25 protein-coding genes and 1 pseudogene are annotated in these 26,174 nt (G+C 70.5%); 9 read left to right on the forward strand and 17 right to left on the reverse strand.

What is annotated here, in order from left to right; all coding sequences use genetic code 11:
- Positions 1-10 precede the first annotated feature (10 nt).
- The 12 genes and pseudogenes from WA670_RS24040 to WA670_RS24095 form a co-directional block, all read right to left on the reverse strand.
- Entirely contained in the window at positions 11-787 is a 777-nt protein-coding gene (locus tag WA670_RS24040) for an ABC transporter ATP-binding protein (RefSeq protein ID WP_336158930.1), read from the reverse strand.
- A complete protein-coding gene (locus WA670_RS24045) occupies positions 784-1,806 on the reverse strand; it encodes a FecCD family ABC transporter permease (protein WP_134731925.1) in 1,023 nt (340 codons plus the stop codon). Before WA670_RS24045 ends, WA670_RS24040 begins: the two co-directional genes overlap by 4 nt.
- On the reverse strand, positions 1,803-2,786 hold the full coding sequence (locus WA670_RS24050) for a FecCD family ABC transporter permease (protein ID WP_037819824.1): 984 nt from the start codon (positions 2,784-2,786) through the stop codon (positions 1,803-1,805). The genes WA670_RS24045 and WA670_RS24050 overlap by 4 nt, the downstream gene beginning before the upstream one ends.
- Entirely contained in the window at positions 2,783-3,784 is a 1,002-nt protein-coding gene (locus WA670_RS24055; RefSeq protein WP_336158931.1) for an ABC transporter substrate-binding protein, read from the reverse strand. The genes WA670_RS24050 and WA670_RS24055 overlap by 4 nt, the downstream gene beginning before the upstream one ends.
- A gap of 27 nt (positions 3,785-3,811) precedes the next feature.
- Positions 3,812-4,666: a siderophore-interacting protein gene (locus WA670_RS24060; RefSeq protein ID WP_134666576.1), complete on the reverse strand. Its 855-nt coding sequence runs from the start codon at positions 4,664-4,666 to the stop codon at positions 3,812-3,814.
- Positions 4,663-4,905 (reverse strand): phosphopantetheine-binding protein, encoded by a 243-nt coding sequence (locus tag WA670_RS24065; protein WP_134666574.1) that lies wholly within the window; start codon positions 4,903-4,905, stop codon positions 4,663-4,665. Before WA670_RS24065 ends, WA670_RS24060 begins: the two co-directional genes overlap by 4 nt.
- The gene (locus WA670_RS24070) at positions 4,902-5,564 is read right to left on the reverse strand and encodes an isochorismatase family protein (RefSeq protein WP_043833362.1); all 663 of its coding nucleotides are present in this window, start codon (positions 5,562-5,564) and stop codon (positions 4,902-4,904) included. Before WA670_RS24070 ends, WA670_RS24065 begins: the two co-directional genes overlap by 4 nt.
- Positions 5,565-5,567: 3 nt before the next feature.
- Complete coding sequence (locus tag WA670_RS24075; protein ID WP_336158932.1) at positions 5,568-7,166, reverse strand: (2,3-dihydroxybenzoyl)adenylate synthase; 1,599 nt, start codon at positions 7,164-7,166, stop codon at positions 5,568-5,570.
- Positions 7,167-7,373: 207 nt separating this feature from the next.
- A complete protein-coding gene (locus WA670_RS24080; RefSeq protein ID WP_336158933.1) occupies positions 7,374-8,747 on the reverse strand; it encodes an isochorismate synthase in 1,374 nt (457 codons plus the stop codon).
- A 152-nt stretch (positions 8,748-8,899) separates the two neighbouring features.
- Positions 8,900-9,661: a 2,3-dihydro-2,3-dihydroxybenzoate dehydrogenase gene (locus WA670_RS24085; protein WP_238608372.1), complete on the reverse strand. Its 762-nt coding sequence runs from the start codon at positions 9,659-9,661 to the stop codon at positions 8,900-8,902.
- A gap of 246 nt (positions 9,662-9,907) precedes the next feature.
- Positions 9,908-10,066: pseudogene (locus tag WA670_RS24090) on the reverse strand (SDR family NAD(P)-dependent oxidoreductase); the annotation flags it as partial.
- A gap of 77 nt (positions 10,067-10,143) precedes the next feature.
- Positions 10,144-12,378 (reverse strand): heavy metal translocating P-type ATPase, encoded by a 2,235-nt coding sequence (locus tag WA670_RS24095; RefSeq protein ID WP_134731931.1) that lies wholly within the window; start codon positions 12,376-12,378, stop codon positions 10,144-10,146.
- Positions 12,379-12,567: 189 nt separating this feature from the next.
- Between WA670_RS24095 and WA670_RS24100 the strand changes: the two genes are divergently transcribed.
- Positions 12,568-12,801 carry a hypothetical protein gene (locus tag WA670_RS24100; protein ID WP_134731933.1) on the forward strand — a complete coding sequence of 78 codons (234 nt, stop codon included), beginning with the start codon at positions 12,568-12,570 and terminating at the stop codon, positions 12,799-12,801.
- A 159-nt stretch (positions 12,802-12,960) separates the two neighbouring features.
- Here WA670_RS24100 and WA670_RS24105 read toward each other — a convergent pair whose 3' ends face one another.
- Both WA670_RS24105 and WA670_RS24110 read right to left on the reverse strand, forming a co-directional pair.
- Complete coding sequence (locus WA670_RS24105) at positions 12,961-14,838, reverse strand: cytochrome c oxidase assembly protein (RefSeq protein WP_238607126.1); 1,878 nt, start codon at positions 14,836-14,838, stop codon at positions 12,961-12,963.
- Between the two features lie 469 nt (positions 14,839-15,307).
- Positions 15,308-15,877, reverse strand: coding sequence for a sigma-70 family RNA polymerase sigma factor (locus tag WA670_RS24110; RefSeq protein ID WP_106961353.1), 570 nt, complete (start codon positions 15,875-15,877; stop codon positions 15,308-15,310).
- A gap of 100 nt (positions 15,878-15,977) precedes the next feature.
- Between WA670_RS24110 and WA670_RS24115 the strand changes: the two genes are divergently transcribed.
- Positions 15,978-16,718 carry a zf-HC2 domain-containing protein gene (locus WA670_RS24115; RefSeq protein ID WP_051729750.1) on the forward strand — a complete coding sequence of 247 codons (741 nt, stop codon included), beginning with the start codon at positions 15,978-15,980 and terminating at the stop codon, positions 16,716-16,718.
- A gap of 510 nt (positions 16,719-17,228) precedes the next feature.
- On the opposite strand, the gene WA670_RS24120 is transcribed toward WA670_RS24115, so the two are convergent.
- Positions 17,229-17,732 carry a DUF5134 domain-containing protein gene (locus WA670_RS24120; protein ID WP_336158934.1) on the reverse strand — a complete coding sequence of 168 codons (504 nt, stop codon included), beginning with the start codon at positions 17,730-17,732 and terminating at the stop codon, positions 17,229-17,231.
- A gap of 101 nt (positions 17,733-17,833) precedes the next feature.
- Positions 17,834-19,552, reverse strand: coding sequence for a PepSY-associated TM helix domain-containing protein (locus WA670_RS24125; protein WP_336158935.1), 1,719 nt, complete (start codon positions 19,550-19,552; stop codon positions 17,834-17,836).
- Positions 19,553-19,743: 191 nt separating this feature from the next.
- Between WA670_RS24125 and mftA the strand changes: the two genes are divergently transcribed.
- Genes mftA through mftD form a run of 7 tightly spaced genes read left to right on the forward strand, consistent with a single transcriptional unit; the run spans position 19,744 to position 25,393 of the window.
- A complete protein-coding gene (mftA, locus tag WA670_RS24130) occupies positions 19,744-19,848 on the forward strand; it encodes a mycofactocin precursor MftA (RefSeq protein WP_037819541.1) in 105 nt (34 codons plus the stop codon).
- Positions 19,838-20,131, forward strand: a complete 294-nt coding sequence (gene mftB / locus WA670_RS24135; protein WP_043833371.1) for a mycofactocin biosynthesis chaperone MftB — start codon at positions 19,838-19,840, stop codon at positions 20,129-20,131. The genes mftA and mftB overlap by 11 nt, the downstream gene beginning before the upstream one ends.
- Positions 20,131-21,324 (forward strand): mycofactocin radical SAM maturase, encoded by a 1,194-nt coding sequence (gene mftC / locus WA670_RS24140; RefSeq protein ID WP_043833372.1) that lies wholly within the window; start codon positions 20,131-20,133, stop codon positions 21,322-21,324. Before mftB ends, mftC begins: the two co-directional genes overlap by 1 nt.
- 1 nt (position 21,325) lies before the next feature.
- The gene (gene mftE, locus WA670_RS24145) at positions 21,326-22,015 is read left to right on the forward strand and encodes a mycofactocin biosynthesis peptidyl-dipeptidase MftE (RefSeq protein WP_336158936.1); all 690 of its coding nucleotides are present in this window, start codon (positions 21,326-21,328) and stop codon (positions 22,013-22,015) included.
- A complete protein-coding gene (locus tag WA670_RS24150; RefSeq protein ID WP_336158937.1) occupies positions 22,012-22,800 on the forward strand; it encodes a mycofactocin-coupled SDR family oxidoreductase in 789 nt (262 codons plus the stop codon). The genes mftE and WA670_RS24150 overlap by 4 nt, the downstream gene beginning before the upstream one ends.
- A complete protein-coding gene (gene mftF / locus WA670_RS24155; RefSeq protein WP_336158938.1) occupies positions 22,797-24,224 on the forward strand; it encodes a mycofactocin biosynthesis glycosyltransferase MftF in 1,428 nt (475 codons plus the stop codon). Before WA670_RS24150 ends, mftF begins: the two co-directional genes overlap by 4 nt.
- The gene (gene mftD / locus WA670_RS24160; protein ID WP_336158939.1) at positions 24,221-25,393 is read left to right on the forward strand and encodes a pre-mycofactocin synthase MftD; all 1,173 of its coding nucleotides are present in this window, start codon (positions 24,221-24,223) and stop codon (positions 25,391-25,393) included. Before mftF ends, mftD begins: the two co-directional genes overlap by 4 nt.
- Before the next feature lie 11 nt (positions 25,394-25,404).
- On the opposite strand, the gene WA670_RS24165 is transcribed toward mftD, so the two are convergent.
- On the reverse strand, positions 25,405-26,157 hold the full coding sequence (locus tag WA670_RS24165) for an alpha/beta fold hydrolase (protein ID WP_336158940.1): 753 nt from the start codon (positions 26,155-26,157) through the stop codon (positions 25,405-25,407).
- Between the last annotated feature and the right edge of the window lie 17 nt (positions 26,158-26,174).

The following is a 26,174-nucleotide window of genomic DNA, read 5'->3' on the forward strand; positions in this document are numbered from 1 at the left end:
ACTCCCGGGGTCAGAGCGACGGCACGACCATCGGCGTGCCGGTGACCGGATCGGGCACCACGACGCTCGGCAGGTCGAAGACTTCCTTGATCAGCGCGGCGTCCACGACGTCGCCGGGCTCGCCCTCGGCCACGACCCGGCCGTCGCGCATGGCGACGACGTGGTCGGCGTACCGGCAGGCCTGGTTGATGTCGTGCAGCACCGCGATCACCGTGCGGCCCTCGTCGCGCAGCCGCTTCAGCAGCTCCAGCACCTGGTACTGGTGCGCGATGTCGAGGAACGACGTCGGTTCGTCGAGCAGCAGGTACGGCGTGCGCTGCGCGAGCACGACCGCGATCCACACGCGCTGCCGCTGCCCGCCGGACAGCTCCTGCACCGGACGGTCGGCCAGCCCGGCGACGCCGGCCGCGGTCATCGCGCCGACCACCGCGGTCTCGTCCTCCTCCGACCACGACGACAGCAGCGACTGGTGCGGGAACCGCCCGCGCGCGACCAGCTGCCGGACGCGGACGTCCTCCGGAGCGGACGGATCCTGCGGCAGGAAGCCGAGTTCCCGCGCCAGCGCCTTCGCCGGATACGCCCCGACCTCGCGGCCGTCGAAGGTCACGCCGCCGTCGGACGGGCGGAGCAGCCGGACGAACGCGCGCAGCAATGTCGATTTGCCGCACGCGTTCGGGCCGACCACCGCGGTGAACGCGCGGTCGGGCACGTCGAGCTGCAACTGCGTCGACACGACGCGGTCGCCGTAGCGCAGGGTGAGGTCCCGCGCGGTCAAGCGGGCGGTCACTTCCGCCGCACCTCCTTGGTGAGCAGCCAGATCAGGTAGCAGCCGCCGATCGCCGTGCTGACCACTCCGACTGGCAGCGAGACCGGGGCGAGCAGCATCTGCGCGACGAGGTCGGCACCGGCGAGCAGCAGCGCACCGGTCAGTGCCGCGGGCAGCAGCGGGATGCCGGGCGCGCGGGCGAGCCTGCGGCCGATCTGCGGCGCGGCGAGCGCGACGAACGCGATCGGCCCGGCTACCGCGGTGACCGTCGCCGTGCAGGCGACGCCGATCACGACCAGCTGCAGCCGCAGGGATTCGTGCCGGACGCCGGTCGTCACCGCGAGTTCCGTGCCGAGCGCCGCTTGGTGCAGCGCGGGCGCGCGGGTCAGCAGCACCGCGAACAGCACGGCCAGCACCCCGAACGGCACCGCGACGTCGCTCCAGCCGATGCCGTTGAGCGAACCGGCGCTCCAGCCGACCGCGGCGATCGCCACTTCGAGGTCGGCGCGCAGCACGATCCACGAGTTCAACGCGGTCAGCATCGCGTTGATCGCGATCCCGATGACGATCAGCCGCAACCCGGACCGGCTGCCGCCCATCGACAGCAGATAGACCGCGGCCGCGGTGATCAGCCCGCCGACCACCGACGCGAACGTCAGCTGCGCCGACGACCCGGACAGCACCGTCATCGCGATCAATGCGCCGGTGTAAGCACCGGAGTCGAGACCGATCACGTCGGGGCTGCCGAGCGGATTCCGCGTGACGTTCTGAAAAATCGCCCCGGCCAGCCCGAGCGCGGCCCCGAACACCAGCCCGGCCGCCACGCGCGGCAACCGCCATTCGCGGATCACCACGCCCGGTCCGCCGCCGGACCCGCCGAGCGCGGCGAACACCCGCGCCGGACTCGCCCAGGCCGCGCCGTAGCAAAGCCCCAGCAACGCGAGCCCGGCGAGAACGACGCCGAGCACGGCGACGAGAACGACCGTGCGACGCTCGACCCGCAACGAAATCCGCCCTCGGCGGAACACGAACGCGGTCATAACGCGGCCGTCCCGTACTTGCGGACCGCCCAGATCAGCACCGGGCCGCCGACGAACGCCGTCACGATCGCGACCGGCACCTCGCCGGTCGGCAGCAGCACGCGCGAGCCGATGTCCGACACCAGCAGCAGAATCGGGCCCAGCACCACCGCGAACGCGGTCAGCCACGGCACCGACGCGCCCGCTGCTCGGCGCGCGAGATGCGGCACGATCAGGCCGACGAACAGAATCGGCCCGGCCACCGCGGTCGCCGCTCCGGCCAGCAGGGTGATCAGCAACAGTGTCACCGCACGGATCCGGGCGACGCGCGCGCCGAGAGTGTGCGCGACGGTGTCGCCCAGCGCAAGCGCATTCAACTGGCGGCTCAACAGGAACGCCGCGACCACGCTCACCGCAATGACGATCAACGGAACCGTCAGCGGAGCCTGTTCCCGACCAGCCAGCGAGCCGACCGCCCAGAACCGGTACCGATCGAAGGTGTCCGGCAGCAGCAACCGCAGCCCAAGCGAAACGCCGCTGAGCACGAACGTCAGCGCGGTGCCGGTCAGCACCATCCGCAACGGCGACCGCCGGCCGACCGCGTACACCAGCAGGGTCGCCAGCACCGCGCCGAGCACCGCGAACAACAACTCCCCCGACGCGGAAACGGCGATGCCGAGCGCGGAACCGATCGTGATGGCGAACCCAGCCCCGGCGGTCACCCCGAGCACACCAGGTTCGGCCAACGGGTTGCGAGACAACACCTGGACGAGCACCCCGGCCACCGCCAGCGCCGCGCCGACCCCGACCGCCAGCAGCGCACGCGGCGCGCGGACGTCGCGCACCACCGCCTGATCCGCCGGATCGCCGTGCCCGAAGATGGCCTGGAGCACCTCCGCCGGCGCGATGCCGTGCGCGCCGACGCCCACGCTGACCACGGCCACCGCCGCCAGCAGGACGACGGCGGCGGCCAGCAGCGCGGTCCGGCTGCGCGCGGTCACTTCTTCAGCAGCGGCGCGAACGCCTGGTCCACCGCGTCCAGCGTCTTCATCGCCGCCCGGTAGGTGGCCGCTTCGGTGTAGCGGAAGGCGAAGGTCTTGCCCGCCTTCACTGCGGGAAGTTCCTTCCACAGCGGCGAATCGAGCACGTACTTCACCGCGGGCGGCACCGAGCCGTCCGGCTTCACCGAGTAGGTGATCGCGTCCGCCTGCGCGAACTCGGTCGGCAGCTCCTCGATCGACGGGTACTCGCTGACGTCCTTCGAACCGCCGCCCTTGACCTTCACCTGGCCGAAGTAGTTCGCGCCGATGTCCTGCGCGACGTTGGTGCCCCAGGAATCCTTGAACTCGCGCTGGAAGTTGCCCTTCGCGACCTCGCCGTACGCGCCGACGTGCCCCAGTTTCAGCTGCGGCAGCACGGCTTTGTACTTGTCCGCGAGCTGCTTCGCCTTCGCCTCGTACTCCTGGCGCGCGGCGTCGAACCCGGCCAGCGCGCCGGCCGCGTCGGACTGCTTGCGCGAAAGCTCCCGCCACGCCGACGGCACCGACGGGCCGATCGCCACGACCGGCGCGATCTCCTGCAGCCGCTTGACGTCGATGTCCGCGAGCACCGGCTTCGGCACGCCGATCACGATCAGGTCCGGATCGGCCTGCGCGATCGCTTCGTAGTTCGTCTCGGCGGCCTGCTCGCCCGCGACCTTCGGCAGCTCGTCGTACTTCTTGCGGTCCTCGGTCGTCATCATCGGCAGGCCGCGCTTCCACGTCGAGATCCCGACGAGCGGCGCCTTCGCCTCGAGCAGCGCCGGAACCGCGTAACCGGTCGCGATCACGCGCTTCGGCTTGACCGGGATCTTGATCTCGCCGTTGTCAGCGGCGAACACGCGGGTCGGGGCGTCGCTCCCGCTGCTGCTCTGCGCGTCGCCGGAGCCGCAGCCCGCGACGACGGTGAGGGCGACCGCGAGCGCGGCGGCAGCGAGACGGGTCTTTCTGGTGACGGTCATGCGAGGGTCCTTGCTGTTGCTGATGAATCAGTGGTCGTGCTCGTCGTCGAAGTCCGCGACGCCGCGTTTCCAGTAGCCGGTCACGTCGTAGTCCTCGCGGGCGAGCCCGAGGTCGTCGCGCAGCCAGCGGCGCAGCGGCTTGATCGCGCCCGCTTCCCCGGCGATCCACGCGTAAAGCCGTTCGCCTTCCGGCACTTTGACTTCGCGCACGGCGTCGGCGAGCAGCTCGACGCTGCCCGGTGCGGCGGTTCCGCGGTGCAGCCAATGGACTTCGACGCCGTCCGGCGCGTCGAGGTCTATCTCCTCGCTCGCGTCGGCGACCTCGGCGAACGCCCAGCCCGCAGCGGTCCGCGGCAGTTCCTCCAGCCAGCGCGCGAGGGCGGGCAGCGCCGTGATGTCGCCGGCGAGCAGGTAGCGGTCGTAGTTGTGCGGCACGATCAGCCCGCCCGGCGGACCGGCGACGTGCACGGTCTCGCCCGGCCGCACCGCGCGCGCCCAGTCCGAGCCGAGACCGCCGTCGTGCAGGGCGACGTCGAGGTCCAGCTCGCCGGACGCCGGGTCGTAGCGGCGGACGGTGTACTCGCGCGAGACCGGCGACGGCTTCGGCCAGCGGAGCATGTCGCCGTTCGCCTCGGGCAGCCGAAGCTCGCCGTCGGCGTCCGGGAAGAGGATCTTCACGTGCTCGTCCGGCGAATGCGCCTCGAACCCGGCCGTGCCCGGCCCGCCGAGGGTGACGCGCAGCAATCCCGCGCCGACCGCGCTGGTTCGCACGACCTCGGCGCGCCGGATCCGGATGGGGTACGGCACTTTCTCGGCCTGCCGCCCCGCGCGGACCTCCGCGATCCGGGCGGTGTGGCGGTGCCGGTGGGTATCCCGGCTCACTGCGAGCCGCCGGTGAGCAGCTTCGTCCAGTGCCCGAGCCGCGGGTCCTCGGCGAGGTCGGCGAACTCCAGCTGGGGCGCGCCCGCGCCGCGCCACTTCTCGACCAGGCTCATGATCCGCATCGAATCGAGGCCGAGGTCGGCGAGATCGGTGTCCGGGGTCAGCTCGTCGAGGCCGCAGCCGAGCAGGTCGGCGACGTCGGCGTTGACCTGCTCGGCAGTCAGTCCGGGGGTGCTCATCGAGGTGCTCCTGCGGGAATCGGCGCCGACAGCGCGGCGAGCGCGTCGGCGGTGGTGGTGACGACGCCGCAGCGTTGCGCGACGTACTCGCACGCCTGGTCGTGCCGGGAGCGGTCGAAGTCCGCGACCGCGTCGCTGATCAGGAACGGCCGGACGTCGCGCATGAACGCCTCGACCGCCGTCGTCTGGCAGCCGATGTGCGCGTACACGCCGGTGATCAGCAACTGGTCGCGGTCGCCGAGCTGCTCGCGGAAAGAGCTGCGCTGGAACGCGCTGTAGCGCCATTTGTCCAGCACGGTGTCGCCCGGCCGCGGAGCCAGCTCGTCAACGATGTCCGCCGCGCGCGGGTCGTCGTCGATCACCGCGCCGATGCCGTCGCCCCAGAATTCGGTGAGCAGCCCGCGATCGGCGGCGGGCTGCTTGCCCGGCTGCGCGGTGTAGAACACCGGCATGCCGTAGCTCCGCGCCTTCTCGGCGAGCTCCGCGATGTTCGCCACCATCTCCGGAATCGGCGAACCCTCGTACGGGGCAAGGAAATACCGCTGGACGTCGTGCACGAGCAAAGCCGCCCGCGCCGGGTCGGGCCGCCACCCGACCCGGCCCGCGGGCAGGTCCGCCGCCGTCGGCAGCGGGTACGCCCGGATTCTCGGCAGGGACACGCTTCACCTCTCCTTCGCCAGGGCGGCCAGCGCCGCCCGCAGTTCGCGTTTGCTGGTCTTGCCCACGCCGGTGACCGGGAACTCCCCGACCACCTCCACCAGATCCGGCACCTTGAACGCGGCCACCCCGCGCCCGCGCACGAACCGGCGCAGTTCCGCCGCGCTGGGCTGCTCCCCGTCCGCCGGAACGACGTACGCACAGGTCCGCTCGCCGAGGTACTCGTCCGGCACCGCGACGACGGCGGCGTCGAGCACGCCCGGATGCGCCATCAGATGGTTCTCGACCTCTTCCGCAGCGACCTTCTCCCCGCCGCGGTTGATCTGTTCCTTCGCCCGCCCGACGACCTCGAGGTGCCCGGATTCCTTTTGCCGCACCAAATCGCCGGTGCGGTAAAACCCGTCCTCGGTAAACGCGGTCTTATTGTGCTCAGCGGCGTTGTAGTACCCGCGAATCGTGTACGGCCCGCGCGTAAGCAACGCACCGATTTCGCCCGGCTCGACAAGATCGTCCGACTTCGCCAGCGGATCGTCCGGGTTCACGACGCGCACCTCGTCGTCCGGCGAAATCGGCCGCCCCTGGGTGCTGAGCACGAGGTCCGCCGGATCGTCCAGCCGGGTGTAACAGACGAGCCCCTCCGCCATGCCGAACACCTGCTGCAGCCGGCACCCCAGCGCCGGACCGATGCGTTCCGCGAGCTCCCGGCCGCACTTGGCCCCGCCGACCAGCAGAACGTCCAAAGAGGACAGATCCCGCTGGGTCCGCGCCGCCGCCTGCACCCAAGCCGCCGCCAACGGCGGAACGACCCCGCTGATCGTGACGCCCTCAGCCTCGATCAGCCGAAACGCGGTGTCAGCGTCCGGCCGTGGCGCCATCACCGTGGCCGCCCCCGCGTGCAGCGCACCGAGCAACCCAGGCGAACTGAGCGGAAAATTATGCGCGACAGGCAACGCCGCGAGATACACGCTTTCCTTCTTGAGCCCGCAAATCCGCGCACTTTCCCGCACGCTGTACAGATAATCGTCGTGCGTCCGCGGAATCAGCTTCGGCAACCCAGTGCTGCCACCGGACAGCTGCAGAAACGCCATCCCCTCCGAATCCGGCTCCGGCAACTCCCGCGGCGCGGTCTCCGCCAACGCCGCGAATTCCGGTTCCCCGACGACGAAGACTTTCCGCTGCTGCGCGACTTCCCGCGCCATCTTCGCGTGATCATGCCCAGCATGCTCGCCGACGGTAAGGATCGCTTTCGCGTCGCTCTGCTCGGCGAAGTGCCGCAACTCGCTGTCCCGATGCGCAGGCAACGCGAACACCGGCACCGCCCCGGCCCGCCACAACCCGAAGACGACCGACACGAACTCCGGAATATTCGGCAACTGCACGACGACCCGATCGCCCTGCCCGATCCCGCTCGCGACAAACCCGGCGGCCAACCGATGAGCCCGCTCGTCCACCTCGGCGAACGTCCAGCGCTGCCCTTCGCCGACCACCGCCGTGCGGTTCGCGTACGCCTCCTTGAGCGAGGTGAGCAAGGCTCCGAATGTTTGTCCCCGCCAGTAGCCACTGGCCCGGTACTGCGCTGCGGTTTCCTCTGGCCACAAGCTCATGCGTCGCCCTCCGCGCTCAGCAACGTCCGGTCTCGTCGACACCCGCTTGCCGCGGCTTCCCGCCACAAACTCACGCGACTTCCTCCGCACCCAGCAGCGTCAGCCCTCGCAGACACCTACTCGCCCGATACCGCGCCGCCGTCTCCTCCGCGCTCAGCAACGTCCTGCCTCGCCGACATCCGCTCGCCGCGGCTTCCCGCCACAAACTCACGCGACCCCCTCCGCACCGAGCGCACGCAGCAGCGTCCCGAACTTCGCACTGGTCTCCGCCAATTCCGCCGCCGGATCAGACCCGGCGACGACCCCCGCCCCCGCGAACAACCGCGCGGTCTTGTCGGACACCTCGGCACACCGGATCGTGACGACCCATTCGCCGTCCCCCGCGAGATCGGTCCACCCGACCAGTCCCGCGTAATACCCGCGATCCTCCGGCTCGAGCCGCGCAATCGTGTCGCGCGCCAGACCGACCGGCACCCCGCACACCGCGGGCGTCGGATGCAACGCCTCAGCCAACTCCAACGACGACGGCCCATCCGCCCCCACGCGCCCGGTGATCCGGGTCGAAAGGTGCCACATCGTAGGCGTGCCAATCACTTCCGGCTCTTCCGGAACGTCCAGCTCGGTGCAGTAGCGCCCCAACACCTCCGCTACCTGCGCGGCGACGAGGGCATGCTCATTGAGGTCCTTTTCGGACACTCGCAGCTCCGAAATCGCCTGCGCGTCCTGCGCCGGATCCCCCGTCCGCCGCCGCGACCCGGCAAGCGGATTCGCGGTCACGACGTTCCCCTTGCGAGACACCAGCAACTCCGGACTGGCCCCGACGAGCGTCCGCGGCGCCGGATCCCCAGGCGCACTGACGTCGACAGCAAAGGCATGCGCCGCAGGATCCGCCACGACGAGGTTGCGGAGGAGTTTCCGCACGGAAACCCCTTGCTCGCCCACGAGATCCAGTGCCCGGGCGAGGACGACCTTACGAAGTTCCCCGTCACCGATGAGATTGACCGCCCGACGGACGCTTTCGGCATAAACCTCGGGCGCTGGCTGCGGGATTACGGTCCAGGAGGTGGCGGCATCGATGCCGTCGACGCCTGAACCGCTACGCGATCCGGCGACGGCCGCACTCTGGTTCCCATCAGGCTCCACCGCACTGCTCGCCACCTGCGAACGCCCGCCTGCGTTCCCGCCGAACTCGGCCGCCTGCGAACACTCACCCGCGTCCCCGCCGGACTCCGCCGCATCGCCCACGACCCGCGAACTTTCCCCCATTCGCAGGCCGCCGTCGCCCGGCATCTCGGCCCGCCGCACCACCGCGGGCACGATCAAGCTGCTCCCGGAATCCGGCCGGAACCCGATCGCCCCCACCACGACCGGATTCGCGACCCCCGCCAGCACCGCGGCTTCCAACGCCTCGGCAGCCGCCGCGGCCCGGTTGCCCGTCGTGCCGCGGACGTGCGAGTGCACCCCGTCGGCGAGCAGCACCCCGCGGGCCGACGAGTAGTAGAACGACCCCGGCAGGTACGCGGCCAGGAGATCCGCCGCCCGGTGGACCGGCCGCGGACGGGCCGGAGCAGGTGAGGACACGAGGTGAATTCCCTTTCGCACACGCGCAGGCGGCCGAGCCGCCCCGTCCGTTCCTGCACAAGGTCCGGACCTTGACTGTTCGGTTAGCCTAACCTAATGGACAGTAACGTATCCGGACGAAAAGGAAAAGCCGCCCGGCGGATCGACCCGGGTCACGCGCGAAGCGTGGCCCCGCCGTCGACGTAGAGGTTCTGCATGGTGATGTGCCGGGCCCGGTCGGACGCGAGGAACAGCACCGCGTCCGCGATGTCGGCGGGATCGGCGATCCGCCCGAGCGGAATCCCGACGCGGAACTGCTCCGGATTCCCTGCGATAACCCGGTGTTCGCCGGAGTCGTCCGTCCACAGTAGACGTTGCATGTCGGTGTCCGTCGACCCCGGCGAGACGATGTTGCACCGGATCCCCGACCCGGCGAGCTCCAGCCCGAGACAGCGGGTGAGCATGGTCGCCGCGGCCTTCGAAGCCGCGTAAGCCGCCATCCCGGTCCGCGGGACACCGGCCGCGTTCGACCCGACGGTGACCAGCGCCCCGCTCCCCCGCGGCTGCATCCTCCGGGAGATCTCGCGCAGCACAGTGAAAACCCCGGTCGAGTTGACCGCGAAGGTCGCCGCCCAGTCCTCGTCGCTGGTCTCCCCCACCGACCCGGGCCGCAGCACCCCCGCGACCGAGACCCCGATCCCGATCGGCCCCAACTCCCGCTCGACGTCCGCCACGACCCGCGCGACCGCCGCCGGATCCCCGACATCCGCCACGAACGGCACCACGTGCCCACCGGCCGACGGCTGGACGTCAACCGGCCGCCCGGCGTCGCCAGCCGCGTGAGCCCGCGCCGTATCAACGCCGCCGTCGGCTACCAGCGCAGCGACCACCTCCGCTGCCCCATCAGCAGAAGTCGGCACTGCACCGCTCGACAAATCCCCTTCAGCCGCAACCCCGGAAGGCCGTGCGCCATCGCCACCCGCCGCCGCAGAACTCCCGGCGACGTCGCCACCCGCGAGTGTCCCCGCCGGGACACCCCCAGAAACTCGCTCGCCAGCACGCGCCGCGGACGCTTCCACCGCAACAGAAGCCCGCACAGTATCTTCACCGGCGCCGGCGTCCGAATCACCTCGGACATCCGCCCGGCCCAGCCCCGCGCCGTAGTCCCGCGCCGCGACCTCCCGCAACCCCTCCTCGTCGATGTCCACCGCAGCCACCACGGCACCGGCTCGGGCGAGCGCCCCCACGACGGCCGCCCCGATCCCGCGCGCACCGCCGGTCACCAGCGCGATCCGCCCTTCGATCCCGGCTCCCGCGTCCCGCGTCACCGCGCACCTCACCCTCCGTCGCCGACTGATTAGGCAAACCTAACCTAATCGAGTGAGCGTCGGCCAGGGTGATCCCGCCCACCCCGGGCTCAGCGACCCGGCGCGAAGTTCCGCAATCGCAGGCTGTTGGCCACCACCAGCACCGACGACAGCGACATCGCCGCCCCCGCGATCAGCGGGTTCAGCAGTCCGCACGCGGCGAGCGGCAGCGCGGCCACGTTGTACCCGAACGCCCAGACGAGATTCCCCCGAATGGTGCGCAACGTGCGTTGCGCGAGACGGATCGCGTCCGGAAGCACCGAGAGGTCGTCGCGGACGAGGATGATGTCGGCTGACCGCAAGGCGAGATCGGTCCCCTCGGCGACTGCCAGCCCGAGATCAGCGGTCGCCAGCGCCGGAGCGTCGTTCACCCCGTCGCCGACCATCGCCACCCGATGCCCCTTGTCCTGCAACGCAGACACCGCCGCCGCCTTCTCGCTCGGCAAGACTCCGGCGAGCACGTCGGGAATCCCGACCTCCGCGGCGACCGCCTGGGCCGTCACCTCGTTGTCGCCGGTCAGCAGCACTGTTTTCAACCCCAGCCGATGCAATTGCGCGACCGCCGCCCGCGCCGAAGGCTTCACCTCGTCCCGCACGGCGAGCATGCCCGCGACCTGACCGGCCGCCGACACGAGCACCACCGTCGCCCCGCCGGCCTCCGCCGACGCCACCGCGGCTTCGACCTCAGGGCCAACCGAAATCCCTTCGTCCGCCAGCAACCTCGGCCGCCCGACGACCACCGCCGTTCCCTCAACCACACCGCGGGCACCCAGCCCGGGCAGTGCCTCGAATTCAGCAGCCGGAAGCACCGCCGGGCCAGCAGCGACAATCGCCGCGGCAATCGGGTGTTCTGACGACGCTTCGACCGCGGCCGCGAGATGAAGCACCTCCGTCGGCGAGAACGATCCGAACGCCCGGGTCTCGGAGAGAGTCATCCGCCCCTCCGTTACGGTGCCGGTCTTGTCCAGCACGACGGTGTCGACCGTCCGGCTCGCCTCGAGAGCATCCGGCCCCTTTACGAGGATCCCGAGCTGGGCACCCCGCCCGACGCCGACCATCAGCGCGGTCGGCGTCGCGAGCCCCAACGCGCACGGGCACGCGATGATCAGCACGGACACCGCCGCGCCGAACGCGTCCCTCACCGGATTCCCGGTGAGCAACCACCCCGCGAGGGTGAGCACCGCCAACGCCGACACCACCGGGACGAAGACCGCGCACACCCGGTCGGCCAGCCGTTGCACCGCCGCCTTCCGCTCCTGCGCGCGCTCGGCGAGCGCACTCATCTGCGCCAGCTGCGATCGCGCTCCCACGGCCTCCGCACGCACCACCAGCCGGCCGTTCAGGTTGATGCTCCCGCCGATCACCCGGTTTCCCGGCCCGACCTCCGCCGGAACGGGTTCGCCCGTGATAGCGCTGACATCCACTGTGGACAGACCGCTGTCGACGGTTCCGTCCGCGGCGATCTTCTCCCCCGGTCGCACCACGAACCGGTCACCTACCGCCAGTTCGCCGATTCCGACCAGCTCTTCACCGTCCGCGCGCAGAATCCGCACGTCCTTCGCCGCCAGCGCGTCCAGCGCGCCGAGCAGGTCCGCCGCACCACGCCGGGACCGCGCCTCGAAGTACCGGCCGGCGAGCAAGAACGTGGTCACTCCGGCCGCGACGTCGAGGTACACCGAATCCGCGCCCGGCGCGGTCGCGCCGAACCCGATCCAGTAGCCCGCCTCACTGCCCGATCCGATCAGCACCGAAACCGCCGACCACAGGTAGGACGCCAGCATGCCCAAGGAAACGAGCGTGTCCATACTGGACGACCGGTGCCGCAGATTGCGCAGCGCGGCCCGGTGGAACGGTGCCGCCGACCAGAACACGACCGGGGTCGCGAGCAGCAGGCACACCAGCTCCCACAACGGGAATCGCAGCGACGGCACGAGCGCGAGCGTGATCGAAAGGTTGCCGAGCGGGACGGCCAGCACCGCCGCCACGATCAGCCGGCGGCGCAGGTCGCGGACCCGCGCGTCGCGGTTTTCCGGGGTCGCTTCGCCGCGGACAGCCGCGGTGTAGCCCGCGCGTTCGATCGTCGCGACCAGCGAAGCGGGGTCGAGGTCAGGCGGATAGTGGACAGTCGCGCGTTCGGTCGCGTAGTTCACCGTGGCGCGGACGCCGTCGAGTTTGCCAAGGGATCGCTCGACGCGCGCCGCACAGGCGGCACAGGTCATCCCGCCGACGGCGAGATCGAGTTGACGGGTCGGGGTCGCCGCGGGGGCGGCGGTCTGCGTAGACATGGTTCTCCGGATTCCAGGACGGGCACGAAGTCGGTGGCAGTGCCGGGCCGGGGAAGGCGGACCGATTTCCATCGTACGCCTGTTTTTCCGCCGCCACTCCTTCGGGTGACTTGGGAACCTTTCGGCTCTCCCCGACGACTATCCGGATGGTGGCAGTGCCCGACCCAACCCGATCAGACAGGAGCGAAAATGTCCGAAACCCTTGGCTCAGCAGGAAACCTTCAGCACGTGACCACGTTCTGCGGCAACTGCGACTGCGGCTGCCCGGAGCTGTTCCTCGACGACGCCGCCCCGCCAGAGCGTCGCGTCGTGCTGACCGACGACTTCGGGCAGCGAGTGCAGATGAGCTTGGCACAGCTGAAAGTTCTCGTCGACGACGTCAAAGGCGGAGCCTTGGACAAGGTGGTGACTGCGGTGGTCTAGCGGCGGAATCGGCTCGGTGCAACGAGATCTTCGCCGCGAGCGGCAACGCGGGCACGAGATCTGCGGGCGGCCGGATTCAGCGGCCGACGGACCGATGCCGGTCGTGTGGAACTCAGGGGCGGCCGACCCTGATCCGCACCGGCGGGCATCGGGCCTCGGTTACTGCCTTCTGGCCGCCAGGTTGGCGAGCATCGCGTTGTAGGCGGCGAAATCGTCGTCGTCGCCTTGGTCGAAGCGGCGGTCCAGCCGGGCGGCTTCGCGGTCGTCGTGGCGGCCCCACTGCACCAGCAGCGCCACGACGACCACGATCATCGGGATTTCCCCGGTGGCCCAGGCGATTCCGCCGCCGAGACGTTGATCCGAAAGGAGGTCAGGCATCCACGGCAGGGAGAGGTAGCGGTAGAACGTCTCGGCGATCACGGTCTGCTTGTTCATCAGGATCACGCCGAAGAACGCGTGGAACGGCATCACCGCGAACATCATGCCGAGCCGCGCGAGATGCGGCATCGAACGCGGCGGGCGGTCGACGCCGATCACCAGCCAGAAGAAAACGTAGCCGGACACAAGGAAATGGAGGTTCATCAGCTGGTGCGCCCAGTGGTAGCGCATCGCCTCGCCGAACAGACCCGAGAAGTACAGCGCGTAATACGAGCCGACGAACACCACAGACGCCACCAGCGGGTGCGCGACCAGGCGCGTGAACCGCGAGTGCAGCAGCACCACGAGCCACTCGCGCGGACCGTCCGGTCCTTTGCCCGCCACCGGCAAGGCACGCAGCGCGAGGGTCACCGGTCCGCCGAGCACGAGCAGCACCGGGGCGAGCATGGCCAGTGTCATGTGGATGACCATGTGCAGGCTGAAGGTTCCGGACGAGTACGTGCCCAGACCGGACGACGTCGCGATCAGCACCGTCGCCCAGCCGCACGTCCACGCCCAGAACCGGCCGCGAGGCCAGTCGTCGCCGCGATTGCGGAGACGCCGTGCCCCGACTGCGTAGCCCGCGACCGCAAGCACCGCGACGACACCGAGGAGCAAGTCCGGACGCCAATCGAGAAAGAGCCGAGCGAACGAAGGAGGATCAGGCAGGTCGTACCCGAGCACGGTCTCGCCGACTGTTGCCGGATCGTCCACGAACGCCGGCGGCACCAGATGCGCCAACCCGGCCGAGACGCCCATCGCCCCGGCCAGCACCACGACCTCCGCCACGAGAGCCGCTGTGCCGCCACGCCAATGGCCGCGCGTGACGGCGATCAGCACCGCCAACACCACCGTGACCACGACCTTCACCCCGAGGAGAAAGCCATACCCAGTAAATAATCCAGCCGGACGGGCAAGCGCCAGACCGTCGACGATTCCGGATGCGGCGAGCACGACGAGACAACACGTCGCCAGCCGTCGATACCGGCGGAGCGCGATTTCTCGTGCCGCGCCTGAGCCGCGGTGGACCAGCAGCGCAACCAGCGCACCGGTCCACAACGCCGCCGCGATCACGTGCCACACCAAGGCATTCGTGGCCAGGTCGTGCCACGCGCCGATGGAGACGTGCCCGGCGATCGCCCTCGGCAGCAACCCGACGAGGGCAAGGCCGAGCCACAGCACCGTGGTGCGCCAGGTCAACGTGCGCCAAACGCCGATCGCCACCACGGCGGCTACCGCGAGGACGCAAAGCCACGCCTTGGGTTCCTCCATGGCGTCAACGAGGACGGCCAGCTTCGCCAGATGCAACGCCTCGGAAATCGGCCGCCCTGATGCGTCAGCGGCGTCGAACGGCACCAGCATCGCGGCTGCTAGCGCCCAAACGCCCGCAGCAGCCGCCGCGGTGCGGGTCGCCGCGTAACCGTCCGGGGAGAGCCGGCCCGCTTCGCCCGGCCGGCTCAGAAACGCCGCGAACACCAACCCGCCGACGCAGACCACCCCGGCCGCGTCGGCAACCAACCGAAGCAAGGAGGTACCCAAGGACGTGACCGGACCAGGAGCCGGGTTGCCGAGAGCGGCATAGACATCGCCCGCCGCGGCGACCACCACCACGACGGCCACCGCGGCAACCCCTGCCGCGGCAAGCAAACCCCGCCGGTGCGGGGTCGGAATAGTGCGCACACCAGAGTGGTCGGAAGGAGGTGGGGGCGAGTTCCCGCGACGTGGATCACGTCATGATCCAGTTCGCGCGGAACGACGGCCCGCCGGACCGACGATGGCTCTGCTCTGCTCTGCTCTGCTCTGCTCTGCTCTGCTCTGCTCTGCTCTGCTCTGCTCTGCTCTGCTCTGCTCTGCTCTGCTCTGCTCTGCTCTGGAAGGGAGCAAATCACCAGCCCCCGCGACCTATCACCGCCCGCCCCGGACGATCACTGTCGAGCGAGCAGCCACCACCCGACGAAGCTAACCGTCCAACCAACCCGCCGGTTACCTGACGCGAACAGCACCCTGCCCACCAAGCGGACCGCCTCGCCGCCGAACGACCCCGCCCCAACCGACAACCGCGCAACCTGACGAAGAAACGGACCCCGCGTCACATCGCGGTGTCGTTCTCCTCCTGGGCGCGCAGCAGATCGTCGCGGGCGCGGGACACCCGGGAACGCACCGTGCCGACCGGGCAGCCGCACACCTCGGCCGCCTCCGCGTACGACAGGCCCAGGAATTGGGTCAGCACCAGGGCTTCTCGGCGGTCCTCGTCGAGAGTGTCCAGGAGCAGGCCCAGTTCGATCAGGTCTTCGAAGCCCGCGGTGCGCGTCCGGGCGGACTGTTCCTCGGCCGCGCGCTGCCAGTCGGCGGTCGTGGATTCGCGGGGGCGGACCGAGCGCGCGCGGATGCGGTCCACGACGACGCGGCGGGCGATGGACAGCAGCCACGTCCTCGAGGACGACCGGCCCGCGAACCTCGGCAGCGAGCCGAACGCGCGCAGGTACGTTTCCTGGGTGAGGTCGTCCGCTTCGGCCGGGCTGGCGCGGTGGGCCAGGAACCGCCACGCGTCGGCTTGCGTCGCGCGGACCCAGGCTTCCAATGCGGCCCGGTCGCCGCGGCCGGCGGCGAGGGCCAGCGCGGTGATCCGCTCGTCGTCGTTGTCGCGGCCGGTGGACACGGACATCACGGTAGTCCATGCCCGTCCGGGACAGTCGCCTGACCAGGCCGGAGAAAAATCGCCGGACCCGCCGGGAACCGGGACGCGGATCCGAGCGACTATGACAGACGTGAGCTGTGAAATCTTCCGCGAAGCGCTGTCCGCGCGACTCGACGGCGAAGCGGGCCCGCTGCCCGAACCGCAGGTCGACCAGCATCTCGAGACCTGCGCGGCGTGCCGGACTTGGTACGAGCGGAGTGCGACGCTGCGCCGTGCCCTGCTGGTCCGCAGCGCGCCCGAGGTGCCCGACCTCACCGGCCGGATCCTCGCCGAAACCCCGGCCCCGCCGCGGGAAAAATGGGGGCTGCGGGTCGCGCTGGGACTGGTCGGCCTGGTCCAGTGCGGACTGGCGTTCGCGCAACTGCTCGGCATGGACAACGCCCACGGCGGCGGCGGTTTCATGGAAGGCCACCTCATCAACGAAAGCGCGGCCTGGAACCTCGCCGTCGGCGTCGGACTGCTGTGGGCCGCCCTGCGCACCCGCGCGGCGGCCGGGCAGCTGCCGATGATCACCGGGTTCGTGCTCGTCCTCGCAGTGCTCACGACCAGCGACCTGATCGGCGACCGGGTGACCGTCGCGCGGGTGCTGTCGCACGTCTTCCTCGTCGTCGGGCTGGCCTTGCTCTACGCCGTCCACCGGCAGCACCGCCTCCGGCACCAGCCCGGCCCCGACCTCGCCGACACCGCCGACGACCCGGACCACACCACCGTGCCGACCCACGGTGCGCTCGCCCTGGTCCGCCCGCATCCGAAGCGAGGCCGCGACTCCCAACGCCCGACCGGACGGCACCGCGCCGCCTGACGCCCACCCGGGGTTCCGACTGGACAGCTCACCCAGCCGGAAACCCGCGGTGCGAGCACGGAATCCGCTGCACGATCACAGGGACAGCGAGCGACGCGAAGCGCACCCCAAAGAGGCGGGCGCAGCCTGGAGCCGCTGGCGCAGCGCGAGGCCCAGCCTTGAACTGCCCGAAAGCTGTCTTTGGCGAGACCATTCACAAAGCCCAAATCGAACCCGCGAAGTTCTCCGCTCGCAGACCGGACTGCGGGGCAACCGCCCTCGTGGCTAACGCCAATCCAGCGAGGACACATCCGCTCAGCCCAATAACGGACACCGCGGAATCTGTCCCACCCGCCCAGAACCAGCCAGTCGAGTCAGATCCGTGAAGCCCGCCTCGCGAAACACAGCTCGCTCGACGACAGGCTCAGTGAGTTCTGGCTGTGCAGCCATAACAAAGGCCCCGGCTGCGAGACGCGGCCTGAAACCCACCTCAATCTCAGAAGGCAGCGCATCCGAACCACCCCGCAGGGCTCAGATCATCGCAACCGCCATCACCGCCATCCCCAGGCTCATCACGCCTTCCATCGCGAGCCCGACCTCCCGCCGTCCGGGGCGGGCGACCGTCCGGGCGTGATCGATCGCCCGGGCCAGCCACGCGATCCCCGCCACCAGGAAGACCACCGCGAGCACAACCGCGACCACCACGACATGCGCAGGCGCGTGCCCGGTCATCGTCATGCCAGCGTCGCCCATGTCCATTCCGGCGTGCTCGCCGCCCATCGCGGTCGCGGACATCGTCATTCCCGCCATCGCCGACGGCATCACGAACGCCATCCACGCCATCCCGGCCATCATCAGCGCGTGGTGTGCTCCGGGCAGGCGTCCGTGCCCGAATCCCAGCGCCGTGCTGACCGCGAACCATCCGGCTGCCGCCGCGAACAGCACGACCTGCGGCATCCGGGCGAACGTCATGGTCGCAGGCCAGGCCATCGTGACCATCCCGGCGCACATCGCCGCGTGGAGTGCGTCGGCCACTCGTCCGCTGAAGCCGGGGCGCCGCGCGCATCGGTACAGGCAGAAGGCCCCACCCGCCGCGAACAGCAGCGTCAGGATCCACCTCAGACCCGGTTCGGCGATCATCGGACGGCGTCCCGGCGCAGGCCCAGCAGGCAGTCCACCGCCAGGAATCCCAGCAACGACACCCCGAATACCGGCAGGAACCAGCCCACCACCGCCAGTCCGACCAGGACCGGGGCCAGCACTCGACCGGGGATTCGCCGCCATGCGCCACGCACTGGCAAGCGGCCAAAACGGCTCCTGCCTCGCGACCTAGCGGATCGAAGCTCGCGCGTTGGTGCCTGGCATGCCGACTCCGCTAAGGGCTGGGCCGAGGAAGCGTCGACGCGCAACCCTGCGCCATCCGAGGACAGCCGAGCGGAGCCAGCCGCACCCTCCATCGGCGCCTCGCCGCATACCGATTCGATGCTCATCAAGGACTCACTCGAAGCAGCGTTACGCACCCGCGCACGATCCGGTCGACCTGGATCAGCCTCCCTGCCCACCGAAACCTCGCCACCCACCGGCTCAACGCCCACCAACGACCCACCCGGAGCAACGTCACGCAGCCCCGCGCCCCGACCGGCAAGCACCTCCGGTAACTGACCGCCAGCCGCCGCCAGTCGCACAGAGCCTCCGCTGCCGCGCAGCCGCTCACCAGGCCGGTACCGCCCGGAACGGCCCCGCAGCCACCACATCCGGTACCCCCACAAGACAACACAAACCAACGCCGCCCCGAGCAGCGTCAGCAGCACCTGGTTCGCCACCCCGAACAACAGCCCCATATGCGCGTCGATCCCCCACCGGCTCAGCTTCGCGGCGAGCGGGTAATCAGCGAACCTCAACGTCCCGGTGATCTTCCCCGTCCCGGGATCAACCGACATCGAGTCCTGTTTGGACGGCCAGCTCCGGCCGACCTGCTGCACGACGTAGCCGCCGTCGGAAGGCGGCCGAATCTCAATGGGGTCGGACAATCCGGCGCGTGCGGTCGCGTCCCGGACCGCCTGCCAGCCGACGTCGCCGGGCGACGGGGCGGCCGACGAGACCGACGGTGTCGTCCAGTCCAAAGTGGACCGGAGGTCGGTGATGTTCGCACCGGCGTGCAGCGACCACGTCAGGCCGGTCGCGGAAAGGAACAGCAAACCGGCCGCGATCCACAGGCCGGTCGAGCCGTGCCAGGAACGCAGCCGTCCCCGGCCGGGTTTGCCCGCGGACGGCAGCAGCACCGCGCGCAAGCGCCGGCGGCGGCCGAGCCACAAGGCCGCTCCGAGGAGGGTGATCACCCACAGCCAGCTGGCCGCGAGTTCGCTGTACAGGCGGCCGAAGTCGCCTAGATGGAGGTTGCGGTGGAGGGTGTCGATCCAGCCGCGGACTGGCAGCGCCTGTCCGGAACCGTAGGTCTCCAGTGCGCCGCGGACCTCGCCGTCGTGCGGGTTGACGAACACTGTGTACCGATAGCTCGGCTCCAGACCCGGACGGTCGAAGATCACCTGGGTGGTGTCGGTCGCGGACGGCGCCGGGCGGACGCCGATGACCTTCCCGTCCGGGACCTGACCTCGCGCGACAAGGACCTGCTGGTCCAGCGGGACGTCCCCAGCAGCGGCCGGGACGTGCAATTCGTGCGCGTAGACAGCCTGCTCCAACTGCGGCGTCCACACGTACGCGATCCCGGTCAACGCAGCGACCAGGAGGAACGGGCCGACGAACACTCCGGCGTAGAAATGCAGCCGCAGCACTAACGGCCGGACTGCCGCCCACCCCGCCACCCGTGTGGGTTCCTCGTCGATGCCGATGGCCATCCTGCTCCCTTCGCGTGGTCCGCCTCCTGAGGAGTCGGACCGGCGGGGCAGTCGGTTCCCGGCCGCGGCGAACGCCCGTTCAGGTGCCTCGCACCGGCGAGGCATTGCTTCTGGCACTCGGTGACAGTATTGTCGTCCTCACATTCGACACGAAGTGTCAAATATCGCCGCCACGAGACAAGGGAGTCACGATGAGCGAGACGACAACCGCCGCCGAGACGAAGGCCGAAGAGGTCGTAGCCGACGAATTGCTCGTCGAGGAGGTCTCCATCGACGGAATGTGCGGTGTCTACTGATCGCAGCGCCGCGGCGTTCGATCTGGACGGTGCTTGGGAACTGGACAGCCGGGTCTCCATCCGGCCGGAGCGGTTCGGCGCGCTGCTGTACCACTTCGGCACTCGCCGGCTGTCCTTTCTCAAGAGCCGCACCATGCTCGCCGCGGTGCAGGCGCTGACCGACCACCCCTCCGCCCGCGCCGCGTGCGCGCAGGCCGGGGTCGCGCAGGCGGAACTGCCCCGCTACCGCGCCGCCCTCGCCGCACTCGCGGCGTCGGACATGATCCATCCGAGGAGCGTGTGATGCCGCTTGTCGACGAATTCCAGTTCGGGCTCGACGCGCCGATCTGCCTGACCTGGGAGCTCACCTACGCCTGCAACCTGTCCTGCGTGCACTGCCTCTCCTCGTCCGGCCGCCGCGACCCGCGCGAGCTCAGCACCGAGGAGTGCAAGGCGCTGATCGACGAGTTCGAGCGCATGCAGGTGTTCTACGTGAACATCGGCGGCGGCGAACCGACCGTCCGGCCCGATTTCTGGGAGCTGGTCGACTACGCGACCGAGCACCACGTCGGGGTCAAGTTCTCCACCAACGGCATCAAGATCACCGAGGACGTCGCGAAACGGCTCGCCGGCAGCGACTACGTCGACGTCCAGATCTCGCTCGACGGCGCCACCGAGGAGGTCAACGACCACGTCCGCGGCCCCGGCTCCTACCGCACCGCGATCCGGGCGATGGAGAACCTCGCCGCGGCCGGGTTCGGGAATTTCAAGATTTCTGTCGTGGTCACCCGGCAGAATGCGGGACAGCTCGACGACTTCAAAGCCATTGCCGACCGCTACGGCGCCCAGCTGCGGCTCACCCGGCTCCGCCCGTCCGGCCGCGGCGCGGACGTCTGGGACGAGCTGCACCCCACCGCCGCCCAGCAGCGGGAGCTGTACGAGTGGCTGGTGAAACACGGCGAAAACGTGCTCACCGGCGACTCGTTCTTCCACCTCGCGGGCTACGGCGACGGCGGCCTGCCCGGGCTGAACCTGTGCGGCGCGGGCCGGGTGGTGTGCCTGATCGACCCGGTCGGCGACGTCTACGCGTGCCCGTTCGCCATCCACGACACCTTCCTCGCCGGAAACACCCGCGGCGAAGGCGGATTCACCAGCGTGTGGCGGGAATCCGAGCTGTTCGCCGAACTGCGCAGCCCGCAGAGCGGCGGAGCCTGCACGTCGTGTTCGGCCTTCGACGCCTGCCGCGGCGGGTGCATGGCGGCGAAGTTCTTCACCGGGCTGCCGCTCGACGGCCCGGACCCGGAATGCGTGCGCGGCCACGGCGAACGCGCGCTGGCCGGGGTCGCCGCGGGCAGCGTGCCGAAACCGTCGCTGGACCACTCGCACCGCACCCGCAAGCGCGAACCGGTGCCGGTGACCATCGGCATGCGCCGTCCGCCGGACCGGGCCTGCGACGAAAACCCGCTCGCCGGCTTCGCCCCGGCACCGGGCCGCTGAAATGCGCCTGGCCGATCTGTCGTCGCCGGACGTCGCGGAACACGCGGCGTCCGGCGCGATCCTCGCCGTGCCGCTCGGGGCCACCGAGCAGCACGGCCCGCACCTGCCGCTGAGCACGGACACCGACATCGCGACGGCGTTGTGCGACCGGCTCGCCGCGGAGCGACCGGACGTGCTGGTCGCGCCGGCCGTGCCGTACGGGTCGAGCGGAGAACACGCGGGCTTCGCCGGGACGCTGTCGATCGGTCAGGCGGCCACGGAACTTCTGCTCGTGGAACTGGGCCGGTCGGCCTCCGAAACCTTCCGGCGGCTGCTTTTCGTGTCCGCCCATGGCGGAAATGCCGCTTCGGTGACCCGTGCGGTCGCGACTTTGCGGGCCGAATCGCGGGACGTTTCGGTGTTCGAGCCGCGCTGGCAAGGAGATCCGCACGCCGGACGGCCGGAAACCGCTCTGCAGCTGAACCTTCGGCCGGACAAGGTGCAGATGGGCAAAGCCGTGCCGGGAGACGGCCGTCCACTGAGCCAGTTGCTCCCCGCACTACGCAAAGGCGGTGTCAAAGCGGTGACTGACACCGGAATCCTCGGCGATCCCACCGGCGCGACGGCAGACGAAGGACGGGATCTCCTCGACGACCTGACGGCGCAGTTGCGAGCGCACGTGCGCGACTGGACTTCGGTAGGCACGCCATGAAAGCCGCCCTCGTGACCGGCGCCGCGCGCGGGATCGGCGCAGCCACTGCGATAAAGCTGGCTGCGCAAGGCTGGGCCGTGCTCGCGGTCGACATCGCCGAAGACGACCCAGCTCTCCCCTACCCCATGGGAACCGGCGAAGAACTGTCCACAGTGGTCGAGATAATCCGCGAAACCGGCGGCATCGCCGAGGAATTCCGCGCAGACGTCCGCGACCGCGCCCAACTGGCCGCAGCGGTCGCAGAAGCGGAACAACGCTGGGGCGGCCTCGACGCGGCCATCGCGGCCGCCGGGGTGATCGCGGGCGGAGTACCGCTGTGGGAAATGCCGCCGGAGCAGGAAGAAGCGGTCCTCGACGTCAACCTCCGCGGTGTCCTCAACCTCGCGCACGTCGCGATTCCCGCGTTGCTGCGCCGTCCGAAACCCCGCTCCGGACGGTTCCTGGCTGTCGCGTCCGCCGCCGCCACGCGCGGGTTGCCGATGCTCGCCGCGTACTGCGCCGCGAAAGCCGGAGTCGCCGGGCTGATTCGCGCGCTGGGCACGGAATTGGGCGACTCCGGCGTCACCGCGAACGCGGTCAGCCCCGGCTCGACCGACACGCCGATCCTCGCCGAGAGCGCCCGCCTGTACGACCTTCCTTCGGCACAAAGCTTTGCCGCGCAACAACCTGTGCAGCGATTGCTCGATCCCGCCGAGGTCGCCGCCGTCCTGGCGTTCCTCGCCAGCCCGGAAAGCAGCGCGACGACCGGCGCGGTCATCCCGGTGGACGGAGGGCTGGCGCTGTGACCACCCCGCTGCCCGCCGGATTCCGCCTCGAGATGGACCCGAGCGTCAAACGGCTCTCCGATGGCCTCCTCTTCGGCGGCTCCCCCGCCCGCGTACTGCGCCTCACGAAAGCCGGACGGACGGCGTTGGAACGCCTGGCGGACAATCCGGTCGAGACCTCGGCAGAAGGCGTCCTCGCCCGGCTGCTCACCGACGCCGGGTTCGCACACCCCTTGCCACCAGCCAAAACCGCCGACGCGACCGTCGTCATCCCGGTCCGCGACCGCGCCGAACTGCTCGGCCGCTGCCTCGCCGCACTCGACGGCCGATACCCCGCGCTGGTCGTCGACGACGGATCCGCCGACCCCGCAGCCATCGCCGCCGCAGCCTCCGCACACGGCGCGAAACTCGTCCGCCGCGACGTCAACGGCGGCCCTGGCGCGGCCCGAAACACCGCGCTGGAGCACGTTTCCACCGACCTGATCGCTTTCCTGGACAGCGATTGCGTCCCGTCGCCGGACTGGATCGACCGGCTGGCCGGGCATTTCGCCGACCCGCTCGTCGCCGCCGTCGCCCCCCGCGTCCGTCCCCTCGCCCCCGATACCTGGGCCGGCCGCTACACCCGCGCCGCCAGCAGCCTCGACCTCGGCACCGCCGCCGCCCGTGTCGCGCCCGGCACTCGACTGTCCTATGTGCCCACTGCGGCACTCCTAGTCCGCCGAACAGCACTGGAATCCGTCGCCCGCGACGGCGCGGTCTTCGACCCGGCAATGCGCGTCGGCGAGGACGTCGACCTCGGCTGGCGACTCCACGACGCCGGTTTCCGGATCCGATACGACCCGTCCGCGCACGTCGACCACCACGAACCCACGACCTGGCGCGCGTTGCTCAGCCGCCGCGCCAGCTACGGGACTTCCGCCGCGCCGCTCGCCCTCCGCCGCCCAGCCGCGATGGCTCCGCTCGTCCTGCACCCCTGGCCGACGCTGACCGTCGCCGCTCTCCTCGCCCGCCGTCCGCTTCCGGCCGCCGCCGCGTTCGCGGGCGCGGTGCTGACCATGACCCGAGTACTGCGCAAAAGCGACGTGCCAACCCGCGGCGTCGCCCAGACGATGGCCACCGCCGTCGGCCAAACCTGGCTCGGATTCGGCCGCTACAGCACGCAATTCGCCGCTCCTCTGCTCGCCGCGCTCCTGCTGCCCGGCGGGCGGAAACGCTGGGGACGCCGGGCCGCGGTCGCGTCCCTGCTCGCCGGACCGCCGCTGACCGCCTGGCTCCGGCACCGCCCCGGCCTCGACCCGTTCCGCTACACCACCGGCGCGATCGCCGACGACCTCGCGTACGGCGCCGGGGTGTGGGCGGGCTGCCTCAACCACCGCACCGCGGTCCCGCTGCGGCCGCGCGTCACCTGGCGCCCTCTGCGCGTCGACCCGAAGGGAAAACGATGAGCACCACCTGGTTCGAATCCGTCGCCGAAGCACAGCGGCGGGCGAAGAAGCGCCTGCCCGCGTCCGTCTACTCGGCACTGATCGCCGGTTCGGAAAAAGGGCTGACGCTGCAGGACAATCTCGCCGCGTACGACGAACTGCGCTTCGCCCCGCGCACCGCCGGGCTGCCCGGCGAACGCGATCTGAGCACGAACGTCCTCGGCCGCGACGTCGCGCTGCCGGTGCTGATCTCGCCGACCGGCGTCCAGGCCGTGCACCCCGACGGCGAGGTCGCGGTGGCTCGCGCAGCCGCGGCGCGCGGGACGTCGATGGGGCTGTCGTCGTTCGCGAGCAAGCCCGTCGAGGAAGTAGTGGCCGTCAACCCGAACACGTATTTCCAGGTGTACTGGACCGGCAGCCGCGACGACATCCTGCGCCGGCTCGACCGGGCCAGGTCGGCGGGCGCGGTCGGGATCATCCTCACGCTCGACTGGTCGTTCTCGCACAGCCGCGACTGGGGCAGCCCGCACATCCCGGAAAAGATGACGCTGCGCGAACTGATCCGCTTCGCGCCCGAGGGCATGATGCATCCGCGCTGGCTGCTGACCTACGCCCGCACCAAGAAGCTGCCCGACCTCAGCGTCCCGAACATGGCCGAGCCCGGCACGCCGATTCCCACGTTCTTCGGCGCGTACGGCCAGTGGATGCAGACCGCGCCGCCGACCTGGGAAGACGTCAGCTGGCTGCGGAAGCAGTGGGACGGGCCGTTCCTGCTCAAGGGCGTGTACCGCGTCGACGAGGCCCGCCGCGCGGTCGACGCCGGGGTCAGCGCGATCTCGGTGTCCAACCACGGCGGCAACAACCTCGACGGCACCCCCGCCACCATCCGCGCGCTGCCCGCGGTCGCGGAGGCGGTCGGAAACGAGGTGGAAGTGCTGCTGGACGGCGGAATCCGGCGCGGCAGCGATGTCGTGAAGGCGCTCGCGCTCGGGGCCCGCGCGGTGCTGATCGGGCGCGCGTACCTGTGGGGCCTCGCCGCGGGCGGACAGGCCGGGGTGGAGAACGTGCTGGACGTCCTGCGCAACGGCATCGATTCGACGCTGCTCGCGCTGGGGCACCGCAGCGTGCACGACCTGAGCCGCGACGACCTGATCGTGCCGGAGGGATTCGAGCGCCGGATCGGAGCCTGACCGAATGTCTACTATGGACTTTCGCCCGCGAAGAACTTCGCCGCCGCAGCGGTGAACTCCGGCGCGGCCGACGCCCCGTAGTGATTGCCGGGAATCGCGGCGAACTCCGCGGTCAGCAGCCGGGCGAGCGGCTCGCCGTCAGCGTGCCCCTCGTCCTCGCTGCCGACCACGACCAGCGCCGGGATGTTCAGCGCGGCGAGTTCGCGCATCGGCACGACCGAATGGAGAACGAGCAGCAGCGCCCGCGGGTCGGCGCCGAGACGGCCGATCCAGTGCGCCGTCTGGGCGTCGGCCCGTTCCACCGTCCGGCCCTCGGCCAACGCCGTGAGCACCCGGTGCAGCGGACCGCCTCCACCACCCCGCTGCATGGCGGCAAGTCCTTGCCCGCCAAGGAGTATCCGGGACGGCCGCGCTCCCCGCACGACCATGCGGAGCGCGACTCGCGCGCCGAGCGAATACCCGCCCAGGGCGTATTCGGTCAGGCCGAGCTGCTCGGCGAACGCGAGCCCGTCGTCGACGAGCACGTCCGGCGGATAGCAGGCTGGATCGCCGGGCTGCGGGCTCGCGCCGTGCCCGCGGAAATCCGGCAGCAGCACGCGGAACCCGCGTTCGGCGAGCTGCTCGGCCAACCCGCTGCGCAGCCACGCCTCGCCGGACGAGGTGAATCCGTGGAGCAACACGACCGGCGTGCCTTCGCCGAGTTCGCGGTAAGCCAGTTCGAGCCCGTCGTGCGCGCGGAACCGGTGGACGGGCAGTTCGATCACGGGCTCCACTATGGCAC

The organism is Amycolatopsis sp. VC5-11, from assembly GCF_037034185.1.
GTDB classification, from domain to species: Bacteria; Actinomycetota; Actinomycetes; order Mycobacteriales; family Pseudonocardiaceae; genus Amycolatopsis; species Amycolatopsis nivea.